At 46.3% G+C, this 19937-nt stretch carries 18 protein-coding genes, 2 tRNA genes and 1 rRNA gene; 11 read left to right on the forward strand and 10 right to left on the reverse strand.

Annotated elements, in window-relative coordinates; all coding sequences use genetic code 11:
* Positions 1-103 precede the first annotated feature (103 nt).
* The 3 genes from rrf to L4D06_RS00025 all read left to right on the forward strand — a co-directional run bounded on the left by rrf (position 104) and on the right by L4D06_RS00025 (position 514).
* Positions 104-219 (forward strand): 5S ribosomal RNA (rrf, locus tag L4D06_RS00015).
* Positions 220-324: 105 nt separating this feature from the next.
* Positions 325-401: transfer RNA gene (locus L4D06_RS00020), tRNA-Asp, on the forward strand.
* Positions 402-437: 36 nt separating this feature from the next.
* Positions 438-514: transfer RNA gene (locus L4D06_RS00025), tRNA-Trp, on the forward strand.
* Between the two features lie 615 nt (positions 515-1129).
* Here L4D06_RS00025 and L4D06_RS00030 read toward each other — a convergent pair.
* Together L4D06_RS00030 and L4D06_RS00035 are read right to left on the reverse strand one after the other, a co-directional pair.
* Entirely contained in the window at positions 1130-1546 is a 417-nt protein-coding gene (locus tag L4D06_RS00030; protein ID WP_429737448.1) for a universal stress protein, read from the reverse strand.
* A gap of 3 nt (positions 1547-1549) precedes the next feature.
* The gene (locus L4D06_RS00035; RefSeq protein ID WP_274163504.1) at positions 1550-2077 is read right to left on the reverse strand and encodes an HPP family protein; all 528 of its coding nucleotides are present in this window, start codon (positions 2075-2077) and stop codon (positions 1550-1552) included.
* A gap of 193 nt (positions 2078-2270) precedes the next feature.
* Between L4D06_RS00035 and L4D06_RS00040 the strand changes: the two genes are divergently transcribed.
* On the forward strand, positions 2271-3110 hold the full coding sequence (locus tag L4D06_RS00040; RefSeq protein ID WP_429737718.1) for an endonuclease/exonuclease/phosphatase family protein: 840 nt from the start codon (positions 2271-2273) through the stop codon (positions 3108-3110).
* A 34-nt stretch (positions 3111-3144) separates the two neighbouring features.
* Here the strand turns inward: L4D06_RS00040 and focA are convergent, their stop codons facing one another.
* Positions 3145-4599, reverse strand: coding sequence for a formate transporter FocA (focA, locus tag L4D06_RS00045; RefSeq protein ID WP_429737449.1), 1455 nt, complete (start codon positions 4597-4599; stop codon positions 3145-3147).
* A gap of 218 nt (positions 4600-4817) precedes the next feature.
* Between focA and L4D06_RS00050 the strand changes: the two genes are divergently transcribed.
* Complete coding sequence (locus L4D06_RS00050; RefSeq protein ID WP_274163501.1) at positions 4818-5723, forward strand: LysR substrate-binding domain-containing protein; 906 nt, start codon at positions 4818-4820, stop codon at positions 5721-5723.
* Between the two features lie 72 nt (positions 5724-5795).
* Here the strand turns inward: L4D06_RS00050 and L4D06_RS00055 are convergent, their stop codons facing one another.
* Together L4D06_RS00055 and gloB are read right to left on the reverse strand one after the other, a co-directional pair.
* A complete protein-coding gene (locus L4D06_RS00055) occupies positions 5796-7367 on the reverse strand; it encodes a lytic transglycosylase (RefSeq protein WP_429737450.1) in 1572 nt (523 codons plus the stop codon).
* Between the two features lie 72 nt (positions 7368-7439).
* Entirely contained in the window at positions 7440-8198 is a 759-nt protein-coding gene (gloB, locus tag L4D06_RS00060) for a hydroxyacylglutathione hydrolase (RefSeq protein WP_274163499.1), read from the reverse strand.
* Between the two features lie 31 nt (positions 8199-8229).
* On the opposite strand from gloB, the gene L4D06_RS00065 reads away from it, so the two are divergent.
* Complete coding sequence (locus L4D06_RS00065; protein ID WP_274163498.1) at positions 8230-8964, forward strand: methyltransferase domain-containing protein; 735 nt, start codon at positions 8230-8232, stop codon at positions 8962-8964.
* Between the two features lie 53 nt (positions 8965-9017).
* Here the strand turns inward: L4D06_RS00065 and rnhA are convergent, their stop codons facing one another.
* Complete coding sequence (gene rnhA / locus L4D06_RS00070; protein ID WP_429737452.1) at positions 9018-9485, reverse strand: ribonuclease HI; 468 nt, start codon at positions 9483-9485, stop codon at positions 9018-9020.
* A gap of 51 nt (positions 9486-9536) precedes the next feature.
* Between rnhA and dnaQ the strand changes: the two genes are divergently transcribed.
* A complete protein-coding gene (gene dnaQ, locus L4D06_RS00075; RefSeq protein WP_274163496.1) occupies positions 9537-10265 on the forward strand; it encodes a DNA polymerase III subunit epsilon in 729 nt (242 codons plus the stop codon).
* Between the two features lie 11 nt (positions 10266-10276).
* A complete protein-coding gene (locus L4D06_RS00080; RefSeq protein WP_274163495.1) occupies positions 10277-11560 on the forward strand; it encodes a TIGR03503 family protein in 1284 nt (427 codons plus the stop codon).
* Positions 11561-11720: 160 nt separating this feature from the next.
* On the opposite strand, the gene fadE is transcribed toward L4D06_RS00080, so the two are convergent.
* Positions 11721-14171 carry an acyl-CoA dehydrogenase FadE gene (gene fadE / locus L4D06_RS00085; RefSeq protein ID WP_429737454.1) on the reverse strand — a complete coding sequence of 817 codons (2451 nt, stop codon included), beginning with the start codon at positions 14169-14171 and terminating at the stop codon, positions 11721-11723.
* A gap of 287 nt (positions 14172-14458) precedes the next feature.
* Here fadE and lpcA point away from each other — a divergent pair, with 287 nt between their 5' ends.
* A complete protein-coding gene (lpcA, locus tag L4D06_RS00090) occupies positions 14459-15037 on the forward strand; it encodes a D-sedoheptulose 7-phosphate isomerase (protein ID WP_274163493.1) in 579 nt (192 codons plus the stop codon).
* Between the two features lie 78 nt (positions 15038-15115).
* Positions 15116-15907 (forward strand): class II glutamine amidotransferase, encoded by a 792-nt coding sequence (locus L4D06_RS00095; protein ID WP_429737455.1) that lies wholly within the window; start codon positions 15116-15118, stop codon positions 15905-15907.
* A 92-nt stretch (positions 15908-15999) separates the two neighbouring features.
* On the opposite strand, the gene purN is transcribed toward L4D06_RS00095, so the two are convergent.
* A complete protein-coding gene (gene purN / locus L4D06_RS00100) occupies positions 16000-16635 on the reverse strand; it encodes a phosphoribosylglycinamide formyltransferase (protein WP_429737456.1) in 636 nt (211 codons plus the stop codon).
* A 2-nt stretch (positions 16636-16637) separates the two neighbouring features.
* Positions 16638-17681: a phosphoribosylformylglycinamidine cyclo-ligase gene (gene purM, locus L4D06_RS00105; protein ID WP_274163490.1), complete on the reverse strand. Its 1044-nt coding sequence runs from the start codon at positions 17679-17681 to the stop codon at positions 16638-16640.
* A 180-nt stretch (positions 17682-17861) separates the two neighbouring features.
* Here purM and upp point away from each other — a divergent pair, with 180 nt between their 5' ends.
* Positions 17862-18488: a uracil phosphoribosyltransferase gene (upp, locus tag L4D06_RS00110; protein WP_028024684.1), complete on the forward strand. Its 627-nt coding sequence runs from the start codon at positions 17862-17864 to the stop codon at positions 18486-18488.
* Between the two features lie 78 nt (positions 18489-18566).
* On the opposite strand, the gene L4D06_RS00115 is transcribed toward upp, so the two are convergent.
* Positions 18567-19808, reverse strand: coding sequence for a uracil-xanthine permease family protein (locus L4D06_RS00115; RefSeq protein ID WP_274163489.1), 1242 nt, complete (start codon positions 19806-19808; stop codon positions 18567-18569).
* Positions 19809-19937: the final 129 nt, after the last annotated feature.

A 19937-nucleotide genomic window follows, 5' to 3' on the forward strand; every position in this document is an offset into this window, starting at 1 on the left:
TGTGAGTCGAGTGAAGAAGTGTATGAAGTACATGACTGAGCGAGAAAGCAAACAAACGCAGCAAGCGGACAGTATAGCCAGCGGGATAAAACCACCAAATTTGCTTGGCGACCACAGCGTTATGGACCCACCTGACTCCATGCCGAACTCAGTAGTGAAACGTAACAGCGCCGATGGTAGTGTGGGGTCTCCCCATGTGAGAGTAGGACATCGCCAGGCTTCAAATTCGTTTTCATCTTTTTAAGAAAAGATGAAGGCAAAAAGATTAGATACGTGAGTTGAACGACATGTATCGGATAGACAGGAGACTGTTTATCACCGTGTGGAGCGGTAGTTCAGTTGGTTAGAATACCGGCCTGTCACGCCGGGGGTCGCGGGTTCGAGTCCCGTCCGCTCCGCCATTTATTCAGACAGAGTTGAGTCTTTAAAATAACTATAGGGGTGTAGCTCCAATTGGCAGAGCAGCGGATTCCAAATCCGCGTGTTGGGAGTTCGAATCTCTCCACCCCTGCCACCTTCGAAAGCCTCGACAGCRATGTCGGGGCTTTTTCGTTTCTGTCACTTTYTCAAAGTGATGTTGGGAGCTGGAACGCCAGCCCGGTCGAATCTCTCCACCCCTGCCACGTTCGAAAGCCTCGACAGCAATGTCGGGGCTTTTTCGTTTCTGYCACTTTTTCAAAGTGATGTTGGGAGCTGGAACGCCAGCYCGGTCGAATCTCTCCACCCCTGCCACSTTCGAAAGCCTCGACAGCAATGTCGGGGCTTTTTCGTTTCTGTCACTTTTCCAAAGTGATGTTGGGAGCTGGAACGCCAGCCCGTCGAATCTCTCCACCCCTGCCACSTTCGAAAGCCTCGACAGCAATGTCGGGGCTTTTTTCGTTTCTGTCACTTTTCCAAAGTGATGTTGGGAGCTGGAACGCCAGCCCGGCCGAATCTCTCCACCCCTGCCACTTTCGAAAGCCTCGACAGCAATGTCGGGGCTTTTTCGTTTCTGTCACTTTTCCAAAGTGATGTTGGGAGCTGGAACGCCAGCCCGGCCGAATCTCTCCACACCTGCCACTTTCGAAAGCCGCGACAGCAATGTCGGGACTTTTTTCGTTTCTGTCACTTTTCCCAAAAGCTCATTGAGCTAATTGAAACTCAACAAGTCATAGTGCGACATATATCGTATTAATGTGTCAGGCTTTATCAGCAAGCTGAAATGACGATGAGATTTGGCGATAAGAACAAGATCTGTGTTGAGGGTTTGGGCCAGATGATCAATCGCTTTTCCCACGGGGCCATCGACGACATAAACATGCTCTTTAGATAGTTCAGTTCCTTGCAGTAATACATCTAGCTTTGCTTCTAATTCTTTTCTCTTGCCATCAACGAGCATGTCGCCATCAGCCTTACCGAAATAGATCTCATCATCTGTATAGTCTTCACCCATATGGGTGGCATACCCCACGTAAAGCTGGGCATTTAGCTGCGCGGCAATAGCGAGTGCTTTTTGTAAATGGGCTTTAGAGTCTAAATCGAGTGCATAAAGTATTTTGTTATACATAACCTATACCTTCTTTGGCTTGTTGACCCATGCATACTCCAAACGCGACACAAATCCATGATAGATCAAAGCAATAAGTACAATGACACAGGCGCCAGCGAGGACGGGATAAAGTGCAAATGTAAAGCTTGTATGCCCTCCTAGTAAAATGAGTAATGGATTTCCGCCAGCAGGAGGGTGGGTGACACCGAACAAAATCATAAAGAATATCCCTGTTCCTACCGCTAACCCTAACGACCAAAATTCGACTGGAAAAAGGTTGGCAAAAATAATGCCGACAATGGCCGTAGTTAAATGACCAAAAATGACATTTGGAGGCTGTGCCAGCGGACTTTTTGGCAATCCAAAAACTAGAACCATCGTTGCTCCAAAAGGTGCCATTAATACATAATCACCCTTTGCGCTTTCATCAATGATAGCCAGTAAGGCGATACAAATAGCAGAACCAATCGCTGCTACGAAGGCAATCATCCAAGGTTTTTGAGCTGGGTGTAGAATACGGTAATAGTTGCCTTTAGATTCATTAGCCATTTTTGAGCTCCTGAATGTGCGAGTCGAGAGAGTATAGGGGCAATTGAATACGCCCCCTGGTAATTAGGATGCTCAGTCCCGCAATTGAAACGACTGTGATGCGTTGATCGACAATCTTTATCATGAGCACATAAAATTCTCGACCTGTCGGATCATGCTCACTTCAAACTAACAGTAAGGTGCCATTTATTTGATTAAACAGTTTAGACCTCGCTGGGTAATTCTCAGCGCATTGATATTGATTTGTGGCATTTTAACGGTCTATACGTTTGTAGACGTGCCAGAAGAAGCTAGCTTAGCGTCAGGAGAAGGAAGTGTTCGTTGTCGCGGCTATTCAGCGAACGAAACAATTGATGTGACTAGGCCTCTTAATATCGCAGTATGGAATATCTATAAACAACAGTTGGATGGTTGGGAGGCTGAACTGTCTGAATTATCGAAAGATAATGCGATAATATTGCTTCAAGAGGCACAATCTAAACCTCAACTTCTCAGCTACATTGAACGCGAAGGGTGGCACAGTAATCAGGCCTACGCTTTTGCCATCAAAGGTGAAATTGCAGGGGTGATGACATTATCCGAGGTCGTCCCAAAGAAAGTGTGTGCGTATACCAAAATTGAGCCTTATCTGCGTCTGCCCAAAAGTGCGCTTTACAGTGCATTTTCGCTCTCAAACGGGAAAACCTTATCTGTCATCAATCTGCACAGTATAAATTTCACCTTTGGGGTGGAAGAATATAAGGAACAATTGCATTCATTAGTCGACGCGGTGCGAGATATCAAAGGCCCTATTATCATTGCTGGGGATTTTAACACTTGGAGCGAAGAGCGCTTGGATGTGGTCAAAATGGAACTCGAAGAGCTTGGGCTGAAAGAGGCTCAATACAGCAGTGATGATAGACTCACTGTATTTGGTTATCCGCTGGATCATTTATTCTATCGCGAACTTGAGCTTGATGATTCGCGGTCAAAAAAGACATCAGCGTCTGATCATGCGTTTATCGAAGCGTCTCTGATATTCCCGTCTGAATAGAAGAAGGGCAGTATCGTTACTGCCCTTCATTTCATTAAACGGCTTTAGCCACTTCAACTAAAGGTTCGTTTTCATACAGCGGTCTTAATGCTTGGAGCACATCAGATCTTGAAATTACACCGACTAAACGACCGTTTGTGATAACTGGCAAGATATGAGGCTTACTCACTTTCGCTTCTTTTACGCGATCCTTAAGTGACAAAGTGGAAAAACTTGTTGCAATGCCCATGGAGGACACAGGGAATACCTTTTCTTTATCCATGACTAAGAACTCTGCTACATCGATTAAGCTTTCATCCGCACTTAATGCTGTTACTTCATCGCTCATCAACTCGCCAACCAGCGAGTTCGCATTCGGCAGATAGTCTTCACACCAAAGATTGACCATAGCATCGTGTACAGAAAAGAAACCGACTACATGTTGCTGACTGTCACATACAGGGGCACCAGTCAGACCATTGGAAAGCAAGTTATCAATGGCGTCAGCCGTGCGGTCGCTTGCTTTCAAGACGATAGGGCTTTTGTTCATTAGGTCTTTTACTTTCACATTGTTCATCATGGCAGAGTCCTTGGTTGCTTTTTTGATGGCAACTGGCGTGTTAACGCTCAGCATATCGGGTTGTTGCATTTGTTTACGGTAAATTCCCCAGTTGGCTAGGCCTACAAGCACTGCACCGCCAACGATATTGCCTAGGGTGACAGGGATAAGGTTGTTAACTAAAAAGTTGTTGATAGATAAGTCGGCATAGTTTGCCGCATTGGTACCAAGCCCAAGCCAGAATGTATCCGGTGAAAAGTGGGCAATGACGATACCGAGTGGCACCATAAACATGTTGGCGATGCTGTGTTCAAATCCACTAGAAACGAACATGGCAACGGGAAGCATGGTCATTGCGGCTTTGACGATAGGGTTTGCTGAGCAGAACGTTAGCCATATTGCGGTACAAACTAGAATGTTGCACAGCACGCCAAGAGTGAACGCTTCAAGCCAAGTGTGGTGTAATTTGTGCTGAGCAATATTGAGCGCATTTAAACCCCACTGCCCGCCATCAAGCTGATATAAGCCCGCAGCAGTAACCATGAGAACAAGCAGCGTCGCACCAAAGAAGTTACCTAGGTAAACTTTGCCCCAGATTGAAAGTAGCTTGGGGACACTTACCTGGTTATTTGCCCACGAAATACTCGATAAAACGGTGCTAGTGAATAACTCGCCTTCAAAGATGACAATCAGTATCAATCCCATACTGAATGCAAACCCGCCGATTAAGCGGTTAACACCCCAGTTTGTACTATCGTTACCCGTTGTCACTGTAATATAGAAAAGAAAGGCAAGGCCGATAAACGCACCAGCCAGTGTGGCAAGGCTAAGAGTAGCGCCACTTTTTTTGCTTATTTTTTTTATTGCGTAACGTTCGGCTTCGTTCATCATTTCAGATGCCGAAAATCCTTTGACTGATACAAACTCGTGATCAGAATAGGCAGTTGTCATTACCTTTCCTCCCGAAGATTATTCATGTGTTTTTCCTTTCACTGTGTTTGGCGAAATGCCTGACTTCCTAATCAGATTAATTGAGTGAACTGCATCAAGTACAATTGATAATTCTTTGAATTGTATTCAGAATAATTGATGATTTTTTCGCACTAGGTACAATGAATACATAAAAATAAAAGGGTTATTTGTTTGGTTATCTAGGGAGAAATACCACGGTGAGATATTCACTGAAACAGCTTGCGGTCTTTGATACCGTAGCGGACACGGGAAGCGTTAGCCAAGCCGCTGAAATCCTTTCACTGACACAGTCTGCAACCAGTATGTCATTGTCTCAGCTCGAAAAGATGCTAGGACGTCCTCTGTTTGAGCGAAAGGGTAAGGGGTTAATGCTTACTCATTGGGGAAGTTGGTTGAGGCCTAAAGCCAAGCGACTTTTACGAGACGCAAAACAGATTGAAATGGGCATTTATGAGCAGCACTTGCTCAGTGGTGAAATTCGACTGGGAGCAAGTCAAACCCCTGCAGAACATTTGGTGCCAGACCTTATCAGTATTATTGATAGTGACTTTCCAGAAATTCGAATTTCTTTAGGCGTTCATAGTACGAGTTCAGTCATTGCTGGTGTGCTTGATTATCGTTATGACCTCGGCATTATCGAAGGGCGCTGTGATGACAATCGTCTTCATCAGGAACCCTGGTGCAATGACCACCTAACTATTGTCGCTTCCGCTCACCATCCCTTTTCACGCTATGATCACGTGAGTATTGCACAATTAGAGCAAGCTAAATGGGTATTGCGAGAGCAAGGTTCAGGGACAAGAACGGCATTCGAAAGCTCCATTTGCCACCATATTGAAGATCTTGATGTCTGGCGAGAGTACGAGCATGTGCCTGTGATTCGAAGCTTAGTCGCGAATGGCTCTTACTTAACTTGTCTCCCGTACCTCGACGTTGAACCATACATTGAAAGCGGAAAACTCGTAGCGCTTAACGTTCCTGAGCTTAAAATGGCGCGTTCTTTGTCGTTCGTATGGCGTGCTGATATGGCAGAAAACCCACTTGTTGACTGCTTTAAGCGTGAAGGGATTAGAATGATGAAGCGACATCCAATGGTGATGTAATTTCTCTTCATGCAAAAAGCGCCTCGTGAGAACACAAGGCGCTTTTTGTTTTATATATCAATTAAGTTGAAGTTATGCGCTGACTTTTGTTACATCGATATAGAGTTTCAATTGTTGCCCTGGCTGGATATAAGCGTTTTTCTTTAAAGAGTTCCACTTAATCAGATCAGTCACAGAAACCTTATATCGAGAGGCAATTCCGCTTAGCGAGTCTCCTTCGCGGATTTTGTAAAAAATAGTACGTATGCGAGCCCCTTCTTCTGCTTTTTTCCACACGACCAAATCTTGACCGATACGCAGTGTGTCTTTCGGGCTCATACCATTCCATCGCGCTAGATCACTGTGAGCGACGCCATGCTTACGAGATATAGTCCAAAAACTATCCCCTTTTGTTACCTTGTGAGTCAACTTAATATCGCCGCGCTTTTTGCTCGTCATTTTTGCAAGACGTTGAGGTGCGCTCAGTGAATACTGACTCTCATCTTTTAGTGCCACAGGGATTAGCAAATGTTGACCAACACGGATATTTGTTCCTTTGATGCTGTTTGCCCGCTGTATCACTTTTATTGTTGTATTGTGTCGTTGCGCAATTGTGCCCAATGAGTCGCCGCCTTGTACTTTGTAGCGGGTGACCTTAATACCTTGGTTGTTATTCTCAGCAAGGTTGGTTGTGAATTGCTCCACGTTGGTTTTAGGCAATAGAAGTTTGTTATTGTCATCCGGAGATGTTGCCCAGTGGTTATAAGCAGGATTTAAGCTTTGTAACTTAGACAATGAGAGTCCGGCGTAGTTAGCGGCAAGTGCTAAATCCATTTGAACATTAGGCTCTACAACTTCGAGTACCGAATGGTTCGCAATTTTCGGTAGCACTAAACCGTACTTTTCTTTGTTTTTGACGACATCGGCAACAGCAATGAGTTTCGGCACATAGCCACTGGTTTCTTTGGGTAAAGACAGTGACCAAAAATCAGTAGGCTTACCCGCCGCTTTGTTTTTGCGAATAGCACGAAATACACGCCCTTCACCGGTATTGTAGGCTGCAAGTGCATGGAGCCAGTCACCATCAAATTTCTTGTGGAGATACTCCAATAAATCTAATGCTGCGTCAGTCGACGCGACAACGTCTCGACGGCCGTCATACCACCAGTTTTGCTCGAGACCGAAGCGGCGACCCGTTTCCGGTACGAATTGCCACAATCCCGCAGCACGACCATGTGAGTATGCAAATTGGTCAAATGAACTTTCAACAACAGGAAGTAACGCAATCTCTAGCGGAATGCCGCGTTCTTCTACCTTTTCAGTGATTAGGTGGAGGAAAGGCTCTGCGCGTTTTGCGACAGTATGGAGATGCTGAGGGTGCTTTAAGTACCAATTACGATAGTACTTAACTCGTTTGTTTTCAGGGACGGGCATGTCCATTTGCATGGCAATCCGATTCCAGACATCCTCCTGATTCTGTGGAGTAATAACAGGTGCTTCAACCTTAGGTTCAAGCGTTTCAACTTGATGGGCTGTTGTTGCTTCCTTGGCTTGCAAGGTTTCCTGTTGATCTGGCGTATTAGTCGTTGTTGCGACGTCATCTTGCCCTGTTAATTGGCATCCCGCGAGAAACATCGATCCCACTAATACATAACGGAACTTCATTAATAGATTAACCTTTCAAAAATTGGTCGATGATAATAATCGGCCTATACGTTTGCTTACAAGTGACTTGCGTCAAAATTCATCTTTCCAACGTCTGAGCGCTGCAAAAGTTTCAATATCAGAGCTGTCTGTCGCAGTATGTTTCACTGCTTCTTTTACTGAAGCGTGATTCGCGCGCAAAAACGGATTAATGCTCTTTTCGCGACCTATCGTTGACGGCAATGTCATTTTATTGATAGCCCGTAAATTGGTAACAGTGAGTACATACTCACCAAGCGCAGTATTGCTGGGTTCAACCACTTGAGCAAATTTCAAGTTTGATTGTGTGTATTCGTGCGTGCAAAACACCAATGTTTCGTCAGGAAAAGCGGCGAGGCGCATCAAAGAGGAATGCATCTGAGAGGGGGTACCCTCAAAAAGGCGACCACACCCACCAGAGAACAAGGTGTCACCACAAAAGAGCTTGCCATCTGCATGATAAGCGATGTGGTCAACAGTATGTCCAGGGACTTGTAAAACGGTAAATTGCGTGTTGAACAAAGAAAACGATGCACCATCTTCAAGAGGGTGGGTGACTTGTGGGAATCGTTCGGTGGATGGGCCATAAACAGCAGCACTTGAATAGACAGATGTTAATGCTTCGACACCACCAACGTGGTCATGATGATGGTGAGTAAGCAGTATTGCGTCTAAGATAAGCTCATGCTCTGCCAGATATGTGAGTACGGGCTTTGCGTCGCCGGGATCGACAACAAGACAATGATTGTCATCATTTTTTAGTAACCAGATGTAATTGTCATTAAATGCGGGTATGCTTGATATCGATAGCATTTTTACTCTCCAGCTATAACTCAAATACTCTATGAAGCCAGCACGTAGTCAACGTCCATTAGAATACCCGTACACATGGGATCAATTTGCCCATGGTGAGTGGGCGTGCTCGCATATTCAGACTCGATTGGACGAATGGCTTCCACGATGTTTTGGTTACCACATGCTCAAACTTGGTGGCCTTAGCTGCGAGTTAACCAGCGGGCATTGTAACATTCAACATCAAGTCTGCATTGATAAGTTAAATCCATTAAGAAATGTCGAGGCTGACGGCTATCAGCTTCCGTTTGTTGATAAAGCCTTCGATGTTTGCATTCTCGCTAACCAATTGGATTACTCTAGCGACCCCCATCGATTATTACGCGAAATTGATAGAGTGATGATCGATGATGGTTACTTGGTCCTTTCTGGCGTCAATCCAAGCAGTTTGATGGGTATCGGCCGCTTAATTCCGTGGCGTAAAAACAAACTACCGTGGAATGGAAGAATGTTCAGTCCACTTCGTGTTCGGGATTGGCTGGGGTTACTAAACTACGAGATCATTGAAATGTCGTGTTTCGGCTTGATCCCTGCAACGCAGCACCGTACATGTGGAGTGTGGTTCGAAAACGCGTGTTCTGGGTTATTGCCAGCAATGGGCTCTCTTTATTTTATTGTCGCGAGAAAGCGTACTTACCCATTGAAACCGATAAAACCTGAATGGAAACTGCGTAAACGCTTATCGCCAGTCAGTGTGAATTATCGAACCGGATCTGGCGATATTTGAATGCTAGGGTCGTATGTGGTTTGACCAAGCGTTGATCCAATAAAGAAGGCTGACTACTCGTTGGGTTGGTAACCCGTATCGGGTTGAGTGGGTTTTTCTGCCCCAGCACGTGCCAGTTCATCACAACGTTCATTTTCCGGATGGCCTGCATGCCCTTTAACCCACTGCCAGTCGATGGTGTGACGCTGAGCTTCCTTGTCTAGCTTTTGCCAAAGATCCGCATTCTTAACGGTTTTTTTATCCGCGGTTTTCCAATCACGTTTTTTCCAGTTATGAATCCATTGAGTGATACCTTGTCGAACGTACTGGCTGTCGGTAGTCAAAACCACAGAGCAATGCTCTTTGAGGCTGGCAAGTCCCACAATAGCGGCAAGTAATTCCATGCGGTTGTTAGTGGTGAGTTCAAAGCCTTCGCTTATCTCTTTTTCGTGCTGCTTATAGCGTAAAACCACCCCATAACCACCGGGTCCTGGATTGCCGAGGCAAGATCCGTCAGTGAAAATTTCTACCTGCTTGACCATATTTGTTAGTATCTATTTAAATTAATCGCCAAGTCTGACATAAGTGACGCCATGAAAGCCAGTTACGACAGAATAATCGTTCTCGATACAGAAACCACGGGTATGAACCGTGAGGGTGGCCCTGTTTATGAAGGCCATAAAATTATTGAAATTGGTGCCGTTGAAATTGTTAACCGCAAGCTTACGGGGCGACACTTTCATGTGTATATCAAGCCAGATCGCGAGATAGACCCAGAGGCTATTTCCGTTCACGGTATTACCGATGAATTCTTGGTGGGTAAGCCGGAATACGCAGCCATTCATGAAGAATTTCTGGCGTTCATTAAAGGGGCTGAGTTGGTCGCACACAATGCGCCCTTTGACGTTAGTTTCATGGATAACGAGTTTCAGACCGTTGATCCGAGCATCGGCAAAACTGAAGACTATTGCAAGGTCACAGATACCCTTGCGATGGCAAGGAAGATCTTCCCCGGCAAACGTAACAACCTGGATGTGCTCTGTGACCGTTATGGCATAGATAACTCACACCGAACACTGCACGGTGCTTTGCTGGATGCCGAGATTCTCGCCGACGTCTATTTGTTGATGACCGGTGGGCAAACAACGCTGTCCTTTAGCGGAACGGATTCAAATGGGCAAGATACCAATGACGAGTCCATTCGACGTGTTGAAGTGGGAACAAAAAAATTAAAGATCATTCATGCATCTGCCGATGAACTAATAGAACATGAAGCGCAGCTGGACGTTATCGCGAAAAACGGCAGCTGTCTCTGGCGGTAACAGGAGATGATATGAAAATGGGATGGTTTGGCGTGCTGCTTGCGTTGTTGACTGTGTTCAGCGCCGCAGCGGAGCAGACATCTGATCGTGATATTCGATTGTTGAATAACCGTTTTCGTATCGACTCCACCATTACGCAGGTTGCGTTTGTTATTTATCGCAAGAATCCAAGTAAGCCTGTTGTTCTCGTCCAACCTGATGGCACGAAACTGTATGAGTGGCGTCACCCTGACAACGTGTCTTGGCACAAAGAACCTGACATGGATATTGTCTCGATTTTCGACCCAATGCCCGGACCCTGGCAGGCAATAGGTAAGGTGACACCAGAGAATAAGATTCGTATTTTGTCAGAGCTGAGTATGAAGGTAGATACCTTCCCTCATCGGCTCTATCAAGGAGAAACCCTTAAGTTCACTGCACGCTTAATGCAGGCAGGCGAGCCATTAAACCTGCGAGATTTCCTCGATCGCGTGGAATTGACGGTGACGTTCACCGAGTTCTTAGAGAGTGTGGAAGATATCCCCGTTGATCAGCGTCCACAGGAAATGTCACTAGGTCGATTTATCGATGATGGTTCGGGGTTGGATGAAGTGGCGGGGGATGGCATTTTTACCGTTGAGTTGCCAGTTAATGCCGCGCCAGGAAAGTACCGTGCGCGGGTGACGTCTGGAAATGGCGTGTTTTTTCGTACGTTAGAGCAAGAAGTTCTCGTATATCCAACGCCTCTGATGGCGACATTTAAGCAAAGCCGAAAAAAAGCGCTTCCTCATCATCTGCTCGTGGAATCAGACTCTGCCAGTATCGAAAATGGATCCATAGCGGCACATGCTGAATTTAAAGGCCCCAAAGGAAAAACTTCTGTATATCAAGGGGTTTCCAGTAAAGAATATACAGCACTAAACGTAGATATTGATAATTTTGCTGAACCGGGACAGCACAAGTGGTTCGCTTGGCTTTACGGTACAGACAAGTTGTCAGGGCGTTCATTAGTCTTTCATTTACCCGAGCAGACGTTTGCCGTGGCAGATTACGAAGCCATTGAGAAGGCTAAGCTCGAGCGAGAAGAAAGAGAAGCGGAGCGTGCGCGCATTGAAGAAGAACGGCTTCAAGCCATACAACGAGAAGAAGACCGCAAGATGGCAATGATCACCATTATTGGTGGTAACATCTTACTGCTTGTTCTGGCGATATTAACCTGGTTTATCATTCGTAAAATCAAAGCGAAAAAGCTCGCGGCTGAAACAGAAGAAGAGTTAGAAGCGCCGCCACCGGAAGATTCAGATAAAGCTGCGTGATGCTTAATTGTTTGGTTATATGACTGTTCGGGTTGAAATGGTGTGGTTAAGTGGTGTGTGATTCTGTTTTTAGATCATGTGTTGAGAACTGCACATGAAAGACAAAAAAAGGAGAAGCTATGCTTCTCCTTTTTTGAGCCCCGAGTAATGCTAGCCCAGACTATGCGGCATGAATAACCTTATCCAAAGCCTTGCTCGCTGCGGCAAGCTCATCGGATTCAAAGTCATCCACATTGATGGTTTCTAATCGACCTGCTTCCGCGATGCACAGAATTTCCGCCTCTTTGTCGGTGATCACACCTTCACTCAAACCAATCTGCGCCACTTTGTCGAGGAACATGAATGGTAGCTTTTGACCTGTCGTATCACAGACCTTTTTGTGGACAGGTTCAGCCGCTAAAATATCGAGAAGTGCTTTTTCAATTTTACCGACTGGGTTGTGTTCTGATGCTTCAAGGAACTGCCCTCGACCAATTCGGCTTCTTGACTCTCCTGGTGTTTGCAAAATTTGAGCAACTTTGCCATCCAGTTGGTCATTGGGCTTAGTGCGACGAGTGCCAAATGGGAACAGCATGACGCGGAGTGGCGCAGCAACCCAACGGCTAGGGAAGTTATCTAGAAACTCAATTATTGCCGTCTCAGTTTGATACAAGGCGTCCTGCATGCCCCAATGAACCAATGGCATATCAGCCTTTTGGTAGCCTTCATCGGCATATCGCTTCATGGTAGAAGAGGCGAGATAAAGCTGACTCAACACGTCGCCAAGGCGTGCGGAAAGACGTTCTTTACGCTTAAGGTTTCCACCCAGTATTGCCATTGAAACGTCAGACAGGAGTGCAAGGTTTGACGCGTAGCGGTTCATTTGTTGGTAATAGCGCGCCGTGTCATCCTTACGTGGGGTACTAGAGGTGCGACCGTCAGTTAGGCCTAACCACACAGAACGAACAAGATTACTGATCACAAAGCCCACGTGGCCAAATAACGCTTGGTCAAAAGAGCTGAGCGCTTCACGCTCGTCTTCATTGTAGGCGGCTTCCATTTCTGTCAACACAAATGGATGACAGCGAATGGCACCCTGGCCATAAATGATCATTGAACGTGTCAGAATGTTCGCACCTTCAACTGTAATGGCAATGGGTGAGCCTTGATATCCTCGAGCTAAGAAGTTCTTTGGCCCAAGGCATATACCTTTACCACCGACAACATCCATCGCGTCAATGACACTGCGTTGACCTCGGTGCGTACAGTGGTATTTCACAATCGCTGAGATAACAGAAGGCTTTTCACCCAAATCAATACCTGTCACGGTCAGTGAACTGGCGGCATCCATGACATACGCATTACCACCGATTCGAGCGAGTGGCTCTTCGATACCCTCCATTTTACCGATAGGTAACTTGAACTGGCGTCGAATACGAGCATAAGCACCTGTCGCCAAAGCGGCTGATTTGAGTCCACCCGTTGAGTTTGAAGGCAGCGTAATACCACGACCAACTGAAAGACACTCGACCAGCATGCGCCAGCCTTGACCAGCCATTTCTGGACCACCAATGATGAAGTCCAAAGGAACGAAAATATTGTTACCGCGCGTTGGGCCATTTTGGAATGGCAGGTTCAGCGGGAAGTGTCGACGACCAATTTCTACACCATCGAGATCGGTCGGGATTAACGCACAGGTAATTCCTAGGTCGGCTTCGTTACCAAGCAATCCGTCGGGGTCTTTGAGCTTGAATGCCAAACCAAGTACCGTCGCAACGGGTGCAAGAGTGATGTAGCGTTTATTCCAAGTGATCGACATGCCGAGCACTTCCTCTCCTTGCCACATACCTTTTGTGACGAAGCCTTCATCAGGAATAGAGCCAGCATCGGAGCCTGCTTCTGGGCTAGTCAGGGCAAAGCATGGAATTTCAAGGCCATTTGCTAAACGGGGCAGATAATAATCTTTTTGGTCACGGGTACCGTAATGTTGCAGCAGCTCGCCTGGGCCTAAGCTATTTGGTACACCAACGGTTGAAGATAGCACACTAGAAACGCCGGTAAGCTTTTGCAAAACCAAGGATTGTGCGTAAGCAGAGAACTCAAGACCACCGTATTCTTTCTTGATGATCATGGCGAAGAACTTGTTGTCTTTTAAGTACTGCCATACGTCTTCTGGAAGATCGGCGAGCTCATGTGTCACTTGGTAGTCATTGACCATTCGGCACACTTCATTAACAGGGCCATCAAGGAAAGCACGCTCTTCAACACTCAAGCGTGGTGCAGGGATGTCATGCAGTTTGTTCCAATCTGGCGCACCCCGGAAAAGGTCGGCTTCCCACCAAACAGTGCCGGCATCAATGGCTTCCTTTTCTGTTTGCGACATTTCAGGCATTACACCTTTAAACATCTTGAGTGCCGGCTTGCTAAGCCAGCTTTCACGAAAAGCACGCACATTAAGTGGAATAGCTATAGCAAAGAAAACCAACCACGATATTTGGCCAACATTGCCAAGGAGTGATCCAACTATTAACAAACTTACTGCTGCGGCAGTGAACATTTTTAGGCCAGCACGGTGATAGGCCAAAAGTGCAAGTACTGCCAAGAACGTTATCAGATATAGGGTTGTTGCCATGTCAGGTTCTCCTTATCCATCAACCCAGCTTAAATTGGTAAGAGGTCATACCACTTAATTGTAAGCAGGTTTTTGCGAGAATGTAAAACAATGACCCGTAAAAATGTGCACCGTCTTTCACTGATTAGGTGAATTGCTCTAATTTATTTTTCAGATAATTGTTTTCATTCAACAATCACAACCGTCATGGGAATATCGACAGCTTCCGGTGTTTACGGGTACACTGGTTCAAGACAAATTTGGGCGGCTTGCCCCATGCCATTCAACATAAAAAAAGAGAATAGCCCATGTACCAAGACCTTATTCGCTCTGAGCTGACAGAAGCTGCAAGCGTGCTAGACGCGTTTCTAAAAGATGAAAAGAATATTGCGAACATTGAAGCTGCTGCAAAGCATCTGGCGGATGCATTTAAAGCGGGCGGCAAAGTTCTATCATGCGGTAACGGTGGCTCGCATTGTGACGCAATGCACTTTGCGGAAGAGTTGACCGGTCGTTATCGCGAAAATCGTCCAGGTTATCCGGCGATTGCTATTTCAGACCCAAGCCACATCTCATGTGTGAGTAATGACTTTGGTTACGAGTTTGTATTCTCTCGCTATCTTGAAGCGGTAGGTATGAAAGGTGATGTGCTGTTTGGTCTGTCTACATCGGGTAACTCAGGTAACATTCTTCGAGCGATTGAGGCGGCAAAAGCCAAAGGCATGACGTCTATCATGTTGACGGGCAAAGACGGCGGTAAAATGGCAGGACTTGCGGATATTGAAATCCGTGTGCCGCATTTTGGTTATGCTGACCGTATTCAGGAAGTGCACATCAAGATTATCCACATCTTGATCCAGCTTGTTGAAAAAGAAATGGAAAAATAATAGGGATTTGCCCATACAGTGCTGAGTGGTTCGATGAACAGCAGTTCAGCACTGTTGATAAGGAAAGTGTGACGGAACATGTGTGAACTTCTTGGCATGAGTGCCAATGTGCCAACCGATATTTGTTTTAGTTTTACCGGTTTGATTCAACGTGGTGGCAATACAGGTCCGCACCGAGATGGCTGGGGAATCGTTTTTTATGAAGGAAAAGGCTTTCGTACCTTCAAAGATCCAAACCCAAGCTGTAACTCAAAAATCGCTGAACTCGTACAAAGTTACCCAATAAAAAGCTGTGCTGTGGTCAGTCATATCCGACAAGCCAATCGCGGTGAAGTGAATCTTGAAAATACGCACCCGTTTACCCGTGAAATTTGGGGACGTTATTGGACGTATGCGCACAATGGCCAACTTACGGGTTATGAAGATATGCCGTCAGGGCACTTCAAACCGGTCGGTGAAACGGACAGTGAAAAGGCGTTCTGCTGGTTGCTGCATGAAATTGAGCACTACTACCCGGAAAAGCCAGAGGACATGACCGAAGTCTTTCGATTTATTGCGAGTCGATGCGACACCTTGCGTGAACTTGGTGTGTTTAACATGCTGTTTAGCGATGGTGATTACGTCATGGCGTATTGTACTAACAACCTTCATTGGATCACTCGCCGTGCGCCGTTTGGCAAAGCAAGCTTGATCGATGAAGATGTTACGGTCGATTTTCAAGAAGAAACGACACCCAACGACGTGGTGACTGTCATTGCAACTCAGCCACTCACCAACAATGAAACGTGGCATAAAATGCAGCCTGGTGAGTATTGCGTGTTCCATCTTGGTGAAGTGATCACTTGTAACCGCGCAGATTTTAAAAGCTAGCGAGAAGGGCTTTAACGGTAACGGTCCAGATACAAAAAAACGCGCTGATTGGCGCGTTTTTCTTTTAAATCAATCATGTGGTTAGTCGAGAGTTATTCGGTTGCGTAACCAGCCTCTCCCAACATCAAGCCATCCATTAGTGCTTGTCCGTCGTTCATTGTCAAACGCCCCTCACAGAACCATTCAATGACGAGCGGATAGATACGATGCTCTTGCTCTTGAACTCGCTCAAACACGGTATCGGCATTGTCCTGTTCAAAGATAGGCACTTGTGCTTGAAGAATAACAGGACCGCCATCGAGTTCTTCAGTCACAAAGTGCACAGAGGTTCCATGCACTTTGTCACCGGCATCAATGGCTCGCTGGTGGGTATTCAAGCCCGTGTACTTAGGAAGCAACGAAGGGTGGATATTGATCATTTTAGCGTGGTAATGCTGAACAAATGCAGGCGTTAAGATTCGCATGAAACCAGCGAGCACAATAAGATCGGGTTGATAGCCATCAATGGCAGTCATCAATTTATCGTCATACTCGCTGCGATCGGTGATTCCTTTGCTTGGCACCACGACAGCATCAATACCTGCACTTTTTGCACGAGTCAGCCCGTAGGCATCTTCTTTGTTCGCTATTACCGCTGCTATATTGATGCCATCTTTTTGATGGCATCGATCGATAATGGCTTGCAAGTTAGAGCCGTTTCCGGAAACCAGCACTACCACGTTTTTCATGATCACCCCTTGATTTCTACCTGCTCTTCATCGGCAGATGCATTTGCAATGTTGCCAAGTAGCCACGCTTTCTCACCTTCTTGGTTGAGAATGTCGATAGCTTGTTGAGCTTGCTCTGCAGGTAGGGCAATGATCAAACCAACACCACAGTTAAAGGTGCGGTACATTTCGTGTTGAGTCACGTTGCCGTTTTCTTGTAGCCATTTGAAAATAGCAGGCCACTCCCAGCTGTTACCATCGATAACAGCTTTAGTGCCTTCAGGCAAAACGCGAGGAATGTTTTCCCAGAAACCACCACCAGTGATGTGCGATATTGCGTGTGCATCGCAGGTTTCTAGCATCTTAAGGACAGGCTTAACATAAATGCGAGTCGGCTCTAGAAGGTGGTCACCCAATGATTTTCCTTCAAGCTCAGCAGTCACATCGGCATTTGATACTTCGATGATCTTACGCACTAAGCTATAACCGTTTGAGTGAGGGCCTGAAGATGCGATAGCGATGATTGCGTCACCAGCACTGACTTTAGAGCCGTCAATGATGTCTTCTTTTTCTACAACACCGACGCAGAAACCTGCAACGTCGTAGTCTTCACCGTCATACATACCTGGCATTTCAGCGGTTTCGCCACCGATCAATGCGCAACCAGATTGCAGACAACCTTCACCAATACCCGTGACGACATCCGCCGCGGTATCAACATCCAGTTTTCCTGTTGCATAGTAATCAAGGAAGAATAGGGGCTCTGCACCTTGAACAATCAAATCGTTCACACACATAGCAACCAAATCGATACCAATGGTGTCGTGTTTTTTCAGATCCATTGCTAGGCGAAGCTTGGTACCTACACCGTCAGTACCAGAGACCAGTACGGGCTGTTTGTATTTTGTAGGCAATTCGCAAAGTGCGCCGAAGCCACCGATGCCACCCATGACTTCAGGACGACGAGTGCGCTTAACTACACCTTTGATTCTGTCAACGAGGGCGTTACCTGCATCGATATCTACACCTGCATCTTTGTAGCTAAGAGAAGACTTATTATCGCTCACTGGGGATCCTTACCAAGTTATGGACTTAAAAGCGGCGCTATTTTAACAGTGCCATTCTAAAAAGGAAAACGTTTGCGTCAGCCAATTTGCAGCAAAAAAGCGCAACTAGTTGTCTGTAACTATTCCCCCCATATTTCTTGTGTATAATGCGGTTAATTTGTTTTTTTGCAGGAGTCTGTCATGAAAGTGGTTGAGGTTAAGCATCCGCTTGTTAAGCATAAAATCGGTTTGATGCGTGAAGGTGATATCAGCACCAAGCGTTTCCGTGAGTTGGCCACCGAAGTTGGCAGCCTGCTGACTTATGAAGCAACATCAGACTTTGAAACCGAAAAAGTGACTATTGAAGGTTGGAATGGTCCTGTTGAAGTCGATCAGATCAAGGGCAAAAAAGTCACGGTTGTGCCTATTTTGCGTGCAGGTCTGGGTATGATGGATGGCGTACTTGAGCACATTCCAAGTGCACGTATCAGCGTGGTAGGAATCTACCGTGATGAAGAAACGCTAGAGCCAGTGCCTTATTTCCACAAACTGGCAAGCAACATCAACGAACGTATGGCGCTGGTGGTTGATCCAATGTTGGCAACCGGTGGTTCAATGATCGCGACGATTGACCTGTTGAAAGAGAACGGTTGTTTCAACATTAAAGTGTTGGTACTCGTTGCGGCACCTGAAGGCCTAGAAGCACTAGAGAAGGCGCACCCAGATGTTGAGTTATATACCGCTGCCATTGATGAAAAACTGAATGACAAAGGCTACATCGTTCCTGGCTTGGGCGATGCGGGCGACAAGATTTTTGGTACTAAATAAGCACCATTAGTGCTTGTGGCAGCAACAATAAAAAAGGCTTCCAATGGAAGCCTTTTTTATTACCTATTTTTTGACTAATCAGTCTTCCATTTGCGCATTATCGACAACGTGAGTTTCACCCATGTCATGCGGGAGAATGAGGTTAAGCAAGATAGCCACGATACCGCACAAGCTGATGCCTTGAAGGCTGAACTCGCCAATACCAAACGCCATACCACCAATACCAAACACCAGTGTTACCGCCACAATGGTCAGGTTGCGCGCTTTGTGCAGATCCACTTGGTTTTTAATCAATGTATTTAGGCCAACGGTTGCAATCGAACCGAATAACAAAATCATGATGCCGCCCATAACTGGGACAGGAATGGTTTGCAGTACTGCACCTAGCTTGCCCACAAAGGCCAAGATAATTGCGGTGACAGCAGCCCAAGTCATGATGGCAGGATTAAATGCGCGAGTTAGCATCACCGCACCTGTGACTTCACTGTAGGTGGTGTTGGGTGGTGCACCGAACATTGAAGCGGCTATCGTGGCCACGCCGTCACCCGCCATGGTACGGTGTAGTCCTGGTTTTTTCAGGTAGTCTTTACCGGTTACGTTTGAGATAGCTAGCATGTCGCCAACGTGCTCAACTGCAGGAGCAATGGCAACAGGAATCATAAACAAGATGGCGTTGATGTTGAATGCTGGAGCCGTGAATGCTGGCATAGCAAGCCATGCGGCATTAAGAACCGGAGAGAAATCGACTACGCCAAAGAACAGTGCGACTGCATAGCCAGAAATAATGCCGGCTAAAATTGGGACCAGTCTAAAGAAGCCCTTTGCAAATACAGACATCGCAATCGTTGTGACTAACGAGACGCCTGAGATCCAAAGTGCCACAGAGCCATCAACGAGCTGAAATGCGCCATCGCCAGATTTACCCAATGCCATGTTAACTGCAGCGGGTGCCAATCCTAGGCCTATGACCATAATCACGGGGCCAACAACAACAGGTGGTAGAAGTTTGTGAATAAAACCCACACCTCGAACTTTAATGATGCCACCCATGATGACATAGACTACCCCCGCTACCATTAGGCCGCCCATGGTGGCTGGAATACCCCATGTTTGAACACCGAACATAATGGGGGCGATAAAAGCGAAAGAAGAGGCGAGGAAAATGGGAACGGAACGCTTAGTTACTAATTGGAAAAGCAAGGTACCGATACCCGCACCGAAGAGTGCAACGTTAGGGTCAAGTCCGGTTAATAGCGGAACCAACACCAACGCGCCGAAGGCAACAAATAACATTTGTGCCCCTAATAAGAATTGCATCATGACGCTCCTTCCTAAAATGAAAAATCGGCGGATACTACCACAATAAATAGGTGTTTTTCAGTGATTGACGCTGTCTTGTCGATGAATTACACAGTCTGTTTCTAACTTTTTCTTTAACGCGTGGTCAAT

This window comes from Enterovibrio makurazakiensis, assembly GCF_050336585.1.
GTDB classification, from domain to species: domain Bacteria; phylum Pseudomonadota; class Gammaproteobacteria; order Enterobacterales; family Vibrionaceae; genus Enterovibrio; species Enterovibrio gelatinilyticus.

Bases quoted from the DNA above. Each gene is read 5' to 3' on its own strand.
- L4D06_RS00030 (WP_429737448.1), bottom strand. From the start codon at position 1,546: ATGTATAACAAAATACTTTATGCACTCGATTTAGACTCTAAAGCCCAT.
- L4D06_RS00035 (WP_274163504.1), bottom strand. From the start codon at position 2,077: ATGGCTAATGAATCTAAAGGCAACTATTACCGTATTCTACACCCAGCT.
- focA (WP_429737449.1), bottom strand. From the start codon at position 4,599: ATGACAACTGCCTATTCTGATCACGAGTTTGTATCAGTCAAAGGATTT.
- L4D06_RS00055 (WP_429737450.1), bottom strand. From the start codon at position 7,367: ATGAAGTTCCGTTATGTATTAGTGGGATCGATGTTTCTCGCGGGATGC.
- gloB (WP_274163499.1), bottom strand. From the start codon at position 8,198: ATGCTATCGATATCAAGCATACCCGCATTTAATGACAATTACATCTGG.
- L4D06_RS00065 (WP_274163498.1), top strand. From the start codon at position 8,230: ATGAAGCCAGCACGTAGTCAACGTCCATTAGAATACCCGTACACATGG.
- rnhA (WP_429737452.1), bottom strand. From the start codon at position 9,485: ATGGTCAAGCAGGTAGAAATTTTCACTGACGGATCTTGCCTCGGCAAT.
- dnaQ (WP_274163496.1), top strand. From the start codon at position 9,537: ATGAAAGCCAGTTACGACAGAATAATCGTTCTCGATACAGAAACCACG.
- L4D06_RS00080 (WP_274163495.1), top strand. From the start codon at position 10,277: ATGAAAATGGGATGGTTTGGCGTGCTGCTTGCGTTGTTGACTGTGTTC.
- fadE (WP_429737454.1), bottom strand. From the start codon at position 14,171: ATGGCAACAACCCTATATCTGATAACGTTCTTGGCAGTACTTGCACTT.
- lpcA (WP_274163493.1), top strand. From the start codon at position 14,459: ATGTACCAAGACCTTATTCGCTCTGAGCTGACAGAAGCTGCAAGCGTG.
- L4D06_RS00095 (WP_429737455.1), top strand. From the start codon at position 15,116: ATGTGTGAACTTCTTGGCATGAGTGCCAATGTGCCAACCGATATTTGT.
- purN (WP_429737456.1), bottom strand. From the start codon at position 16,635: ATGAAAAACGTGGTAGTGCTGGTTTCCGGAAACGGCTCTAACTTGCAA.
- upp (WP_028024684.1), top strand. From the start codon at position 17,862: ATGAAAGTGGTTGAGGTTAAGCATCCGCTTGTTAAGCATAAAATCGGT.
- L4D06_RS00115 (WP_274163489.1), bottom strand. From the start codon at position 19,808: ATGATGCAATTCTTATTAGGGGCACAAATGTTATTTGTTGCCTTCGGC.